This is a genomic window from Escherichia sp. TW09308 (genome assembly GCF_000208565.1).
GTDB lineage: Bacteria > Pseudomonadota > Gammaproteobacteria > Enterobacterales > Enterobacteriaceae > Escherichia > Escherichia marmotae.
This window is the reverse complement of sequence record NZ_AEME01000001.1, coordinates 2,272,669-2,284,873: the sequence shown is the minus strand read 5'-3', so window position 1 is coordinate 2,284,873 and position 12,205 is coordinate 2,272,669. Positions and strand designations below refer to the sequence as shown.

Annotated in this window: 13 protein-coding genes; 7 read left to right on the top strand and 6 right to left on the bottom strand. The window is 51.5% G+C overall.

Annotation, left to right across the window (positions count from 1 at the left end; translation table 11 throughout):
* Nucleotides 1–2 precede the first annotated feature (2 nt).
* From ftsZ to mutT, 5 genes are all read left to right on the top strand, one after another.
* Entirely contained in the window at nucleotides 3–1,154 is a 1,152-nt protein-coding gene (gene ftsZ / locus ESM_RS0110940) for a cell division protein FtsZ (RefSeq protein WP_000462777.1), read from the top strand.
* 100 nt (nucleotides 1,155–1,254) lie between these two features.
* Complete coding sequence (lpxC, locus tag ESM_RS0110935) at nucleotides 1,255–2,172, top strand: UDP-3-O-acyl-N-acetylglucosamine deacetylase (RefSeq protein WP_000595484.1); 918 nt, start codon at nucleotides 1,255–1,257, stop codon at nucleotides 2,170–2,172.
* A 230-nt stretch (nucleotides 2,173–2,402) separates the two neighbouring features.
* The gene (gene secM, locus ESM_RS0110930) at nucleotides 2,403–2,915 is read left to right on the top strand and encodes a secA translation cis-regulator SecM (RefSeq protein ID WP_000014327.1); all 513 of its coding nucleotides are present in this window, start codon (nucleotides 2,403–2,405) and stop codon (nucleotides 2,913–2,915) included.
* A gap of 62 nt (nucleotides 2,916–2,977) precedes the next feature.
* Nucleotides 2,978–5,683 (top strand): preprotein translocase subunit SecA, encoded by a 2,706-nt coding sequence (gene secA, locus ESM_RS0110925; RefSeq protein ID WP_000905806.1) that lies wholly within the window; start codon nucleotides 2,978–2,980, stop codon nucleotides 5,681–5,683.
* A gap of 59 nt (nucleotides 5,684–5,742) precedes the next feature.
* Entirely contained in the window at nucleotides 5,743–6,132 is a 390-nt protein-coding gene (gene mutT / locus ESM_RS0110920) for an 8-oxo-dGTP diphosphatase MutT (protein WP_000736001.1), read from the top strand.
* A gap of 168 nt (nucleotides 6,133–6,300) precedes the next feature.
* Here the strand turns inward: mutT and yacG are convergent, their stop codons facing one another.
* The 3 genes from yacG to coaE are packed head-to-tail and all read right to left on the bottom strand — an operon-like array spanning nucleotide 6,301 to nucleotide 7,868.
* The gene (yacG, locus tag ESM_RS0110915) at nucleotides 6,301–6,495 is read right to left on the bottom strand and encodes a DNA gyrase inhibitor YacG (protein WP_000005032.1); all 195 of its coding nucleotides are present in this window, start codon (nucleotides 6,493–6,495) and stop codon (nucleotides 6,301–6,303) included.
* Nucleotides 6,496–6,504: 9 nt separating this feature from the next.
* Nucleotides 6,505–7,248 carry a cell division protein ZapD gene (zapD, locus tag ESM_RS0110910; RefSeq protein WP_001194740.1) on the bottom strand — a complete coding sequence of 248 codons (744 nt, stop codon included), beginning with the start codon at nucleotides 7,246–7,248 and terminating at the stop codon, nucleotides 6,505–6,507.
* Nucleotides 7,248–7,868, bottom strand: a complete 621-nt coding sequence (gene coaE / locus ESM_RS0110905; RefSeq protein WP_001270922.1) for a dephospho-CoA kinase — start codon at nucleotides 7,866–7,868, stop codon at nucleotides 7,248–7,250. The genes zapD and coaE overlap by 1 nt, the downstream gene beginning before the upstream one ends.
* A 24-nt stretch (nucleotides 7,869–7,892) precedes the next feature.
* Between coaE and ESM_RS1000000128805 the strand changes: the two genes are divergently transcribed.
* On the top strand, nucleotides 7,893–7,937 hold the full coding sequence (locus ESM_RS1000000128805; RefSeq protein WP_175419238.1) for a hypothetical protein: 45 nt from the start codon (nucleotides 7,893–7,895) through the stop codon (nucleotides 7,935–7,937).
* Between the two features lie 155 nt (nucleotides 7,938–8,092).
* A complete protein-coding gene (gene guaC / locus ESM_RS0110900) occupies nucleotides 8,093–9,136 on the top strand; it encodes a GMP reductase (protein WP_001217354.1) in 1,044 nt (347 codons plus the stop codon).
* A gap of 34 nt (nucleotides 9,137–9,170) precedes the next feature.
* Here guaC and hofC read toward each other — a convergent pair whose 3' ends face one another.
* The 3 genes from hofC to ppdD are packed head-to-tail and all read right to left on the bottom strand — an operon-like array spanning nucleotide 9,171 to nucleotide 12,198.
* Nucleotides 9,171–10,373 (bottom strand): protein transport protein HofC, encoded by a 1,203-nt coding sequence (gene hofC / locus ESM_RS0110895; protein WP_000157279.1) that lies wholly within the window; start codon nucleotides 10,371–10,373, stop codon nucleotides 9,171–9,173.
* Nucleotides 10,363–11,748: a type II secretion system protein GspE gene (gene gspE / locus ESM_RS0110890; RefSeq protein WP_001027409.1), complete on the bottom strand. Its 1,386-nt coding sequence runs from the start codon at nucleotides 11,746–11,748 to the stop codon at nucleotides 10,363–10,365. Before gspE ends, hofC begins: the two co-directional genes overlap by 11 nt.
* A gap of 9 nt (nucleotides 11,749–11,757) precedes the next feature.
* A complete protein-coding gene (ppdD, locus tag ESM_RS0110885; protein ID WP_000360899.1) occupies nucleotides 11,758–12,198 on the bottom strand; it encodes a prepilin peptidase-dependent pilin in 441 nt (146 codons plus the stop codon).
* Between the last annotated feature and the right edge of the window lie 7 nt (nucleotides 12,199–12,205).

Genomic DNA, 12,205 nt, shown 5'->3' with positions numbered 1-12,205 from the left:
CTATGTTTGAACCAATGGAACTTACCAACGACGCGGTGATTAAAGTCATCGGCGTCGGCGGCGGCGGCGGTAATGCTGTTGAGCACATGGTGCGTGAGCGCATTGAAGGTGTTGAATTCTTCGCGGTAAATACCGATGCACAGGCGCTGCGTAAAACAGCGGTTGGGCAGACGATTCAGATCGGTAGTGGTATAACCAAAGGACTGGGAGCTGGCGCTAATCCAGAAGTTGGCCGTAATGCGGCTGATGAGGATCGCGATGCACTGCGTGCGGCGCTGGAAGGTGCAGACATGGTATTTATTGCAGCAGGTATGGGGGGCGGTACTGGTACAGGTGCTGCGCCGGTCGTTGCTGAAGTTGCAAAAGATTTGGGGATCCTGACCGTTGCTGTCGTGACTAAGCCTTTCAACTTTGAAGGCAAGAAGCGTATGGCCTTCGCGGAGCAGGGGATCACTGAATTGTCCAAGCATGTGGACTCACTGATTACCATCCCGAACGATAAACTGCTGAAGGTGCTCGGTCGCGGTATTTCCCTGCTTGATGCGTTTGGCGCAGCGAATGATGTGCTGAAAGGTGCTGTTCAGGGTATCGCTGAACTGATTACTCGTCCGGGTTTGATGAACGTCGACTTTGCAGACGTTCGTACCGTGATGTCTGAAATGGGCTACGCGATGATGGGTTCTGGTGTGGCAAGCGGCGAAGACCGTGCGGAAGAAGCGGCTGAAATGGCTATCTCTTCTCCGCTGCTGGAAGACATCGACCTGTCTGGCGCGCGCGGCGTGCTGGTTAACATCACGGCGGGCTTCGACCTGCGTCTGGATGAATTCGAAACCGTAGGTAACACCATCCGTGCATTTGCTTCGGATAACGCGACTGTGGTTATCGGTACATCTCTTGACCCGGATATGAACGATGAACTGCGTGTAACCGTGGTTGCAACAGGCATCGGCATGGACAAACGTCCTGAAATCACTCTCGTGACCAATAAACAAGTTCAGCAGCCGGTGATGGATCGTTACCAACAGCACGGTATGGCACCGCTGACTCAGGAACAGAAACCGGTCGCTAAAGTGGTGAACGACAATACGCCGCAAACCGCGAAAGAACCTGATTATCTGGATATCCCTGCATTCTTGCGTAAGCAAGCTGACTAAGAATAAGCTGGAATTTGGGTTACGAGGCTCTTTGTGCTAAACTGGCCTGCCGAATGTATAGTACACTTCGGTTGGATAGATAATTTGGCGAGATAATACGATGATCAAACAAAGGACACTTAAACGTATCGTTCAGGCGACGGGTGTCGGTTTACATACCGGCAAGAAAGTCACCCTGACGTTACGCCCTGCGCCGGCCAACACCGGGGTCATCTATCGTCGCACCGACTTGAATCCACCGGTAGATTTCCCGGCCGATGCCAAATCTGTGCGTGATACCATGCTCTGTACGTGTCTGGTCAACGAGCATGATGTACGGATTTCAACCGTTGAGCACTTGAACGCTGCGCTCGCGGGCTTAGGCATCGATAACATCGTTATCGAAGTTAACGCACCGGAAATCCCGATTATGGACGGCAGCGCTGCTCCGTTTGTTTACCTGCTGCTTGATGCTGGTATCGACGAACTCAACTGCGCCAAGAAATTTGTTCGCATCAAAGAGACTGTTCGTGTCGAAGATGGCGATAAGTGGGCTGAATTTAAGCCATATAATGGTTTTTCGCTGGATTTCACCATCGATTTCAACCATCCGGCTATCGATTCCAGCAATCAACGCTATGCGATGAACTTCTCTGCTGATGCGTTTATGCGTCAGATCAGCCGTGCGCGTACATTCGGTTTCATGCGCGATATTGAATATCTGCAGTCTCGTGGTTTGTGCCTGGGCGGCAGCTTCGATTGTGCCATCGTTGTTGACGATTATCGCGTACTGAACGAAGACGGTTTGCGTTTTGAAGACGAATTTGTGCGTCACAAAATGCTTGACGCGATCGGTGACTTGTTCATGTGTGGTCACAATATTATTGGTGCATTTACCGCCTATAAATCCGGTCATGCACTGAATAACAAACTGTTGCAGGCTGTCCTGGCAAAACAGGAAGCCTGGGAATATGTGACCTTCCAGGACGACGCAGAACTGCCGTTGGCCTTCAAAGCGCCTTCGACGGTACTGGCATAACGACATTTATACTGTCGTATAAAATTCGACTGGCAAATCTGGCACTCTCTCCGGCCAGGTGAACCAGTCGTTTTTTTTGAGTTGTTATCAGGGCCGTAAGAAACGGTGCGAACGCTGTTTTCTTAAGCACTTTTACGCACAACTTATCTTCATTCCTGCTGTGGACTTCGGCCTTTAATGATAAGATTTGTGCGCTAAAAACGTTTGAATACGATTGGGATGGCAATAACGTGAGTGGAATACTGACGCGCTGGCGACAGTTTGGTAAACGCTACTTCTGGCCGCATCTCTTATTAGGGATGGTCGCGGCGAGTTTAGGTTTGCCTGCGCTCAGCAACGCCGCCGAACCAAATGCGCCCGCAAAAGCGACAACCCGCAACCACGAGCCTTCTGCCAAAGTTAACTTTAGTCAGTTGGCCTTGCTGGAAGCGAATACGCGCCGCCCAAACTCGAACTATTCCGTTGATTACTGGCATCAACACGCAATTCGCACGGTAATCCGTCATCTTTCCTTCGCAATGGCACCGCAAACGCTGCCCGTTGCTGAAGAGTCTTTACCGTTTCAGGCGCAACATCTTGCTTTACTGGATACGCTCAGCGCGCTGCTGACCCAGGAAGGCACGCCGCCTGAAAATGGTTATCGCATTGATTATGCGCATTTTACTCCGCAAGCAGCATTCAGCACGCCCGTCTGGATCAGCCAGGCGCAAGGTATCCGTGCTGGCCCTCAACGCCTTAGCTAATAACGACAAAACCTTTATTTCATTTTATTAACTCCGCACTGCGGGGCGTTTGAGATTTTATTATGCTAATCAAATTATTAACAAAAGTTTTCGGTAGCCGTAACGACCGCACCCTGCGCCGGATGCGCAAAGTCGTCAACCTCATCAATGCCATGGAACCGGAGATGGAAAAACTCTCCGACGAAGAACTGAAGGGAAAAACTGCAGAGTTTCGCGCACGTCTGGAAAAAGGCGAAGTGCTGGAAAACCTGATCCCGGAAGCCTTTGCCGTTGTGCGTGAAGCAAGTAAGCGTGTCTTTGGGATGCGTCACTTCGACGTTCAGTTGCTCGGCGGCATGGTTCTTAATGAACGCTGTATCGCGGAAATGCGTACTGGTGAAGGTAAAACACTGACCGCAACGCTGCCTGCTTACCTGAACGCATTAACCGGTAAGGGCGTGCACGTTGTTACCGTCAACGATTACCTGGCGCAGCGTGACGCCGAAAACAACCGTCCGCTGTTTGAATTCCTCGGTATGACCGTCGGCATCAACCTACCGGGCATGCCTGCGCCAGCGAAACGTGAAGCCTATGCGGCCGACATTACTTACGGTACTAACAACGAGTACGGTTTCGACTACCTGCGCGACAACATGGCGTTCAGTCCAGAAGAGCGTGTACAGCGTAAACTGCACTATGCGCTGGTGGACGAAGTGGACTCCATCCTGATCGATGAAGCGCGTACACCGCTGATCATTTCTGGTCCGGCAGAAGACAGTTCGGAAATGTATAAGCGCGTCAACAAAATCATTCCACACCTGATCCGCCAGGAAAAAGAAGACTCTGAAACCTTCCAGGGCGAAGGTCACTTCTCGGTTGATGAAAAATCTCGTCAGGTGAACCTGACCGAACGTGGTTTGGTGCTGATTGAAGAGCTGTTGGTGAAAGAAGGGATCATGGCCGAAGGCGAGTCGTTGTATTCTCCGGCTAATATCATGCTGATGCACCACGTAACGGCGGCGCTGCGTGCCCACGCGCTATTTACCCGCGACGTCGATTACATCGTTAAAGATGGTGAAGTTATCATCGTTGACGAACATACCGGTCGTACCATGCAAGGGCGTCGCTGGTCCGATGGCCTGCACCAGGCTGTGGAAGCGAAAGAAGGTGTGCAGATCCAGAACGAAAACCAGACGCTGGCTTCTATCACCTTCCAGAACTACTTCCGTTTGTATGAAAAACTGGCGGGGATGACCGGTACGGCTGATACCGAAGCATTCGAATTTAGCTCAATCTACAAGCTGGATACCGTCGTCGTTCCGACTAACCGTCCGATGATTCGTAAAGATCTGCCGGATCTGGTCTACATGACCGAAGCGGAAAAAATCCAGGCGATCATTGAAGATATCAAAGAGCGTACCGCGAAAGGCCAGCCGGTGCTGGTTGGTACTATCTCCATCGAAAAATCAGAACTGGTATCAAACGAGCTGACCAAAGCGGGTATCAAGCATAACGTTCTGAACGCCAAATTCCACGCCAACGAAGCTGCGATTGTTGCCCAGGCGGGTTATCCGGCGGCTGTGACTATCGCGACCAACATGGCGGGTCGTGGTACTGACATTGTGCTCGGCGGTAGCTGGCAGGCAGAAGTTGCCGCGCTGGAAAACCCGACCGCAGAGCAAATTGAAAAAATTAAAGCTGACTGGCAGGTACGCCACGACGCGGTTCTGGCAGCAGGTGGTTTGCATATCATCGGTACAGAACGTCACGAATCTCGTCGTATCGATAACCAGTTGCGTGGCCGTTCGGGTCGCCAGGGCGATGCCGGTTCTTCCCGTTTCTACCTGTCGATGGAAGATGCGCTGATGCGTATTTTTGCCTCCGACCGTGTTTCCGGCATGATGCGTAAACTGGGTATGAAACCTGGAGAAGCGATTGAACACCCTTGGGTAACCAAAGCAATTGCCAACGCCCAGCGTAAAGTTGAAAGCCGTAACTTCGACATTCGTAAACAGTTGCTGGAATACGATGACGTAGCTAACGATCAGCGTCGCGCCATTTACTCCCAGCGTAACGAACTGCTGGATGTCAGCGATGTGAGCGAAACCATCAACAGCATTCGTGAAGATGTGTTCAAAGCGACCATCGATGCCTACATTCCGCCACAATCACTGGAAGAAATGTGGGACATTCCTGGGCTGCAAGAGCGTCTGAAAAACGATTTCGATCTCGATATGCCGATTGCCGAGTGGCTGGACAAAGAGCCAGAGCTGCATGAAGAGACGCTGCGTGAGCGTATTCTGGCGCAGTCCATCGAAGTGTATCAGCGTAAAGAAGAAGTGGTTGGCGCCGAGATGATGCGTCACTTCGAGAAAGGTGTGATGTTGCAAACGCTGGACTCCCTGTGGAAAGAGCACCTGGCGGCGATGGATTACCTGCGTCAGGGGATCCACCTGCGTGGTTACGCGCAGAAAGATCCGAAGCAGGAATACAAACGTGAATCCTTCGCAATGTTTGCGGCGATGCTGGAATCATTGAAATATGAAGTGGTTAGCACGCTGAGCAAAGTTCAGGTTCGTATGCCGGAAGAAGTTGAAGAGCTGGAGCAACAGCGTCGTATGGAAGCCGAGCGTTTAGCGCAAATGCAGCAGCTTAGCCATCAGGATGACGACTCTGCAGCCGCAGCGGCGCTGGCTGCACAAACCGGCGAGCGTAAAGTTGGGCGTAACGATCCTTGCCCGTGCGGTTCCGGTAAAAAATACAAGCAGTGCCATGGTCGCCTGCAATAAAAACTAATCAATAAGACAAAAGGCGCAGAAATCTGCGCCTTTTTTATAGGTTTAAGACAATGAAAAAACTGCAAATTGCGGTAGGTATTATTCGCAACGAGAACCACGAAATCTTTATAACCCGCCGTGCCGCAGATGCGCACATGGCGAATAAGTTGGAGTTTCCTGGCGGTAAAATTGAAGCGAGCGAAACGCCAGAACAGGCGGTGGTGCGGGAGCTTCAGGAAGAAGTCGGGATTACGCCACAACGTTTTTCGCTGTTTGAAAAGCTGGAATATCAGTTCCCTGACAGGCATATCACACTGTGGTTCTGGCTGGTCGAAGGCTGGGAAGGGGAACCGTGGGGGAAAGAAGGGCAACCTGGTGAGTGGATGGCGCTGGCCAGCCTCAATGCAGAAGATTTTCCGCCAGCCAACGAACCGGTAATTGCGAAGCTTAAGCGCCTGTAGGTCAAATAAGGCGTTCACGCCGCATCCGACATTTGCCCTGATGCCTGATGCGACGCAGGCGCGTCTTATCAGGCCTGCGGGATTTTGTAATCCGTTGATATGCAAGATCTTGCAGGTCGGATAAGGCGTTTACACCGCATCCGACAATGCCTCACCTCTTACACCTAATTACTTCAGCTCTTCGCTCCAGTCATCGCTTTCGGACAGATCGCCGCTGCTGGGGATGCGTTTTTCTTCAGCAGCCCATTCTCCGAGGTCGATCAACTGACAACGTTTGCAACAAAATGGCCGAAACGGGCTGATTTCACCCCATACCACCGTTTTCCCGCAAGTTGGGCAGTTCACCGTAATAGTTTCTGACATCGTAACTCCTTAGCAGCACGCCAGTTCAAAATCCAGGCGCTCTGGCACCAGACCATTTTCACTGTCCAGCGGCATAAAACGAATCGCAAAACGACTCTTATGACCGGAAATTTGCGGATAAAGCTGTGAATCAAGGGCCAGATTCAGCCGTAGAAGATCAGCGTCTTCGCCATTATCCTGATAGAAACCGTTCAGACTGGTTTGTTTGCGAAACGGTGCCGACTGGCGAATTAAATCTAACACCATGGTAAGTGCCTGGGTGAGCGGATTCAGGCTGGCAATCCAGGTTTCTACCTGGCTGTCGCGCTGCGCCTGGGGTAAATGCAGCCAGATATGCAAAGTTGGCAAATCAAAGCTACAACAACCGCCGGGTATGCTCAGACGCTGGCGCACTAAAGCAATCAGACGATCTTCACGCAGAAATTGCCCGATACGCGGTGCGGAAATCAGCACGCTGCCCGCCGCTTTTAACTGCTGAATTAATGCTTCAATACGGCTCTGGTCCACGCCTGGCACGTCAATCCAGGTCTGGAGTTTACGCTGCTGGCGGTCAAGCTCTTTCAACAATTCGGTGCGTACTTCCCCACGCTCGAAAACATCCAGCAAGTCACTGACATTACGGAAGAAATGCAGAGCGCCAGCGTAGTCAACGATGGGTAAATTTACAGTGAGTTGCTGAATCAAAAACTCAATGCGTAGCCATGTACGCATTTTTTCATTTAGTGGATGTTCAAAAAGGACCTGGGTCTGCATTAAGGTTTTTCCTGTGAGACAAACTGCGACGCAAGCTGCAAGTAATTTGCGTGCAGGCGGGCAACATCCGATGCAATAGCATCCGGTGCGCCGTTATTATCAATGACGTCATCTGCCACGGCAAGGCGGGCTTCGCGCGTTGCCTGGGCAGCAAGAATTTGTTCGACATGTTCGCGAGTAACATCATCGCGCTGCATGGTGCGCTTAAGTTGCGTTTCTGGGCTGACATCCACCACCAGCACACGATTCGCTTTTTTATACAGCGAGTTTTCTACCAGCAATGGCACAACCCAAAGTACATAGGGGGAAGTTGCTTGCTGGATCTGATGTTGCGTCTCCTGCTGAATCAACGGATGTAGCAGGGCATTAAGCCAGTTTTTCTCTTCCGGGTTGGCGAAGATCCGCTCGCGTAAGGCCCGGCGCTGCAATGTTCCATCAGCAGCAATCATATCAGCGCCGAAATGTTCAGCAATGGCACGCAGTGCAGGTCTACCCGGTTCAACTACCTGACGCGCAATAATATCGGCATCAATGACGTTAATTCCGAGGTCAGCAAACGCATTTGCAACGGTACTCTTGCCACTGCCAATGCCACCCGTTAAGGCAACCGTATACCTCATATTTTATATTCCCGGGAATTCATCATGATTATCAAAACATTAAAAATGAGCACGCGAAAGCGGGATTAATGAAACGTTCGCCCATTATTTACCAGGTAAATTTATGGGATTGTAGCGTAAAAAAAGACAATTTCGCAGTCTTGCGCCACATAGATTAGTGCGTATGATAGCGTCACTGGAGTTGTGCTCTTACCCTTATAGCCATTAACCCCAGGAATCCGCACATGCGTATTGAAGAAGATCTGAAGTTAGGTTTTAAAGACGTTCTCATCCGTCCTAAACGCTCCACTCTTAAAAGCCGTTCCGATGTTGAACTGGAACGTCAATTCACCTTCAAACATTCAGGTCAGAGCTGGTCCGGCGTGCCGATTATCGCCGCAAATATGGATACCGTAGGCACTTTTACCATGGCTACGGCATTGGCTTCTTTCGATATTCTGACTGCTGTACATAAACATTACTCTGTTGAAGAGTGGCAAGCGTTTATCAACAATTCTTCCGCTGATGTGCTGAAACATGTGATGGTTTCTACCGGCACGTCAGATGCGGATTTCGAAAAAACTAAACAGATTCTCGACCTGAACCCGGCATTAAACTTCGTTTGTATTGACGTGGCGAATGGTTATTCCGAGCACTTCGTACAGTTCGTTGCGAAAGCGCGTGAAGCGTGGCCGACCAAAACCATTTGTGCTGGCAACGTAGTGACAGGTGAAATGTGTGAGGAGCTTATCCTCTCCGGTGCCGATATCGTTAAAGTTGGCATTGGCCCAGGTTCTGTTTGTACGACTCGCGTCAAGACGGGCGTCGGTTACCCGCAGCTTTCTGCAGTAATCGAATGTGCTGATGCCGCGCACGGTCTGGGCGGGATGATCGTCAGCGATGGCGGTTGCACCACGCCGGGCGATGTAGCTAAAGCCTTTGGTGGCGGTGCTGATTTCGTGATGCTCGGCGGTATGCTGGCGGGGCACGAAGAGAGCGGCGGTCGTATCGTCGAAGAGAACGGCGAAAAATTTATGTTGTTCTACGGTATGAGCTCCGAGTCTGCGATGAAACGTCACGTTGGCGGCGTTGCAGAATATCGTGCAGCGGAAGGTAAAACCGTTAAGCTGCCGCTGCGTGGCCCAGTTGAAAACACCGCGCGTGATATTTTGGGTGGCCTGCGTTCAGCTTGTACATATGTTGGGGCTTCTCGCCTGAAAGAACTGACCAAGCGCACCACGTTTATCCGCGTACTGGAACAAGAAAACCGCATCTTCAATAACCTGTAATCTCCCAATGCTGGCGTGGATCACTGCGCCAGCGTTATCCCATCCCACTCATCGCGTCGCCCAGATGAAAAATTGGCAAATACATTGCCACCACCAGCGTGCCGATAATTCCTCCGGTAATGACCAGTAAGGCCGGTTCCAGTAAAGCAGCAAGATTATCTGCCAGCGCCAACGTGTTATCCCGATGATGGTGGGCGAGATTCTCCAGCATGAGATCCAGCGACCCGGATGCTTCTCCCGTTCTCACTAACTGCAAACAGAGCGGGCTAAACTCACCGGCATTTTTTAACGCCAGCCAGATGGGCTGACCGTTGCTGATATCGTGCTGGATTTGTGTCAGAAGTTGTGCCCAGTACGGGCAGCCCATTGTCTCTTTGACGCTCTCTACCCCTTGCAAAAAAGTAATACCTGCACTTTGTGTCAGCGCCAGAATCGTAAAGATCTGCGTGAGCTTTTGTCCCCGCATTAGTGAACCCATAATTGGGATGCGTAACAGCGATTTCTGCCTCACGATAAGCCAGGTCGGGCGGCGCATCAGCAACTTATTGGCTATTGCCAGCAGTAAGCCGAACAACAGCAGCAGCCAGCCCCACTCACCGCTGAAATCTGCCAGCGTCATGATCCCCTGCGTAAGTGTCGGTAGCGGGGTGTTAAAGGTTTTATAGATAGCGGCAAACTCGGGCAGAACAAAATGCAGCATTGCTACAACTACCGTTATCGCCATCGCTAAAATGATAATGGGATAACGCAATGCTGATTTCACTTTGTCGGCTAACTGGCGCTGGGCTTTTTGCTGACGAGCCAGTTCAAAGCAGCATTCATCCAGCTTACCGGTCAGTTCGCCTGTGCGGATCATCGCCTGATAAAGCGGCGGAAAAACCTCTGACCAGGGCAATAAGGCATTGGAAAAGGCAATACCCTGTTCGAGATCGTGTGCCAGCGATTGCAATAACGCCTGCCATTGCCTGCTCGGATGTTGCTCCGCCAATAGGGCTAATCCTTCCGAAAGGGTTAGTCCGGCTTTGAGTAATGTTGCCAGTTGATGAATGACTTCCGCGCTTTTGTCTGCGTGCCACTGGGCTGAATTAATAGATATCCGCTTCAGGTGCAGTGGGGTAACGGCTTGTTGCTGTAGTGCGATAAGTAGCAAAGAACGGCTCTCTGCCCACAGTACTCCATCTTGCGCATTGCCGTCGCCGGTTATGCCATGCCAGCGCCAGAGTTGCTTACTCGCCATGTGGCATCCCCAATACGCGGATTAACTCTTCAAAGGTGGTTAAACCTTGTTCCACGGCCAGGCAGCCGTTTTCAAAAAGCGTGTGCATTCCAGTTTGTCGGGCGTGCGTTTCCAGCGATTCAACGTCGGTATTAGCGGAAATGAGCTGGCGTATGACAGGTGTTATGGGCAACACTTCAAATAAGGCCGTGCGGCCATAAAAACCGTGGTAGCAATGTTTACAACCAGGTGCTTGCCAGCGGGGCAACGACGATGACCATAAATTGCCTGGAAGGCGGATTGCTTCCCCTTGCTGCAGGCGACAATGCGGGCAAAGTTTGCGAACCAGACGTTGGGCTACCACCAGCGTGAGTGCTGATGAGAGCATCCAGCGGGCAACACCCATTTGCTGTAAACGCACCAGTGTTTCGCAGGTAGAGTTGGTGTGTAGCGTGGACAACACCAGGTGACCCGTTTGTGCGGCTTTAATGGCAATTTCTGCCGTTTCACCATCACGGATCTCTCCGATCATGATGACATCGGGATCCTGACGTAATAACGCACGCAAAACCCCCTGAAAGGTAAGACCAGCACGCGGATGGATTTGCGTCTGGTTAAGCCCTGCGATGGGGATCTCCACCGGATCTTCGACGCTGCAAATATTAATATCGGCGGTATTCAGCGTTTGCAGAGCGCTATAAAGTGTGACCGTTTTACCGCTACCGGTAGGACCGGTAACCAACACCAGCCCTTGTGGTTGCTGTAGGGCATGAGCAAAGTCCGCCAGTTGTAACTGCTGCATTCCCAGCGTGTTGACATCCAGCGCCTGGTCCACCTGCTGTAACAGCCGCAATACCACTTTTTCACCGCCCCGACATGGCAAGGTAGCAATGCGAAATGAGACTGTGTTACCCGCCAGTTCGACAGTGAATTGCCCATCCTGCGGCAGGCGATGTTCCGCAATATCCAGGCTTCCCAGCACTTTTAATCTGGCGGTTAATGCTATTCCGGCATCCAGTGGAACATCTGGTAAAGGATGCAACACGCCGTCGATGCGTAAGCGGATGCGGTAGCTATTGTCCGCTGGTTCGATATGAATATCAGAAGCGCGTTGTTCGAGTGCAGATTGTAACGTTTGAGTCAGCAATTCTGTTTTGGGCTGATATTTTTCCGGGGCTGCTACGGGCAACCTATGTTGTGACCGGCTGGCGTGGCCTTCCATCTGCTGGCGCGTCCAGCAGGTGATCTCAATGCGTTTGGTAGTAGCGAAATGCAAAGCGTCAAGTAACTCATGTGAGGGCGCATCGACCACCGCAACATGAACCACCTCTTCGCTGGCATCCAGCAAGACGCCCTGGTAACGCAGGCACAGAGCGGTGAGCTGTGAAATATTCATTGCCGCTCCTTAGTTGGCGTCATCAAAGCGGAAGACATCTTCGCAGGCTTGCTGCAACGCGCTGTCACTTTGAATATTGCAGTTGCGCGTCCAGCCGGTGACGCCGTTGGCGTTATCCCAACCTGGTGTCATGATGACGCTTAACCCATTGAGGCTCTCTTGTCCTGTCAGCGACACCACGCCTTTTGCCACACTCATAGCAGAGACATAGCGAGTGGTGGTGGGCGAGGGGATGCCGTTACTGCCGCCGTCGCAGGTATCTAATCCGCCATGCTCCAGTGCGCATAATTCTACGGCGGTGCGGTAAGGCACAAAGGTTTGCAGCATGTCGGTGAGCGCTGCTTTGCGCAGGTAGTTCTGATAAGCGGGAATACCAATGGCGCTTAAAATGGCAATAATGCCAATAACTACCATTAGTTCGATGAGTGTAAAGCCGCGTTGTTTGTCCATCTGTTTC

What these genes read in the sequence shown, in the direction of transcription:
- coaE (WP_001270922.1), bottom strand. Translation starts at nt 7,868, where the DNA reads ATGAGGTATACGGTTGCCTTAACGGGTGGCATTGGCAGTGGCAAGAGT.
- guaC (WP_001217354.1), top strand. Translation starts at nt 8,093, where the DNA reads ATGCGTATTGAAGAAGATCTGAAGTTAGGTTTTAAAGACGTTCTCATC.
- ftsZ (WP_000462777.1), top strand. Translation starts at nt 3, where the DNA reads ATGTTTGAACCAATGGAACTTACCAACGACGCGGTGATTAAAGTCATC.
- secA (WP_000905806.1), top strand. Translation starts at nt 2,978, where the DNA reads ATGCTAATCAAATTATTAACAAAAGTTTTCGGTAGCCGTAACGACCGC.
- lpxC (WP_000595484.1), top strand. Translation starts at nt 1,255, where the DNA reads ATGATCAAACAAAGGACACTTAAACGTATCGTTCAGGCGACGGGTGTC.
- ppdD (WP_000360899.1), bottom strand. Translation starts at nt 12,198, where the DNA reads ATGGACAAACAACGCGGCTTTACACTCATCGAACTAATGGTAGTTATT.
- zapD (WP_001194740.1), bottom strand. Translation starts at nt 7,248, where the DNA reads ATGCAGACCCAGGTCCTTTTTGAACATCCACTAAATGAAAAAATGCGT.
- yacG (WP_000005032.1), bottom strand. Translation starts at nt 6,495, where the DNA reads ATGTCAGAAACTATTACGGTGAACTGCCCAACTTGCGGGAAAACGGTG.
- mutT (WP_000736001.1), top strand. Translation starts at nt 5,743, where the DNA reads ATGAAAAAACTGCAAATTGCGGTAGGTATTATTCGCAACGAGAACCAC.
- gspE (WP_001027409.1), bottom strand. Translation starts at nt 11,748, where the DNA reads ATGAATATTTCACAGCTCACCGCTCTGTGCCTGCGTTACCAGGGCGTC.
- hofC (WP_000157279.1), bottom strand. Translation starts at nt 10,373, where the DNA reads ATGGCGAGTAAGCAACTCTGGCGCTGGCATGGCATAACCGGCGACGGC.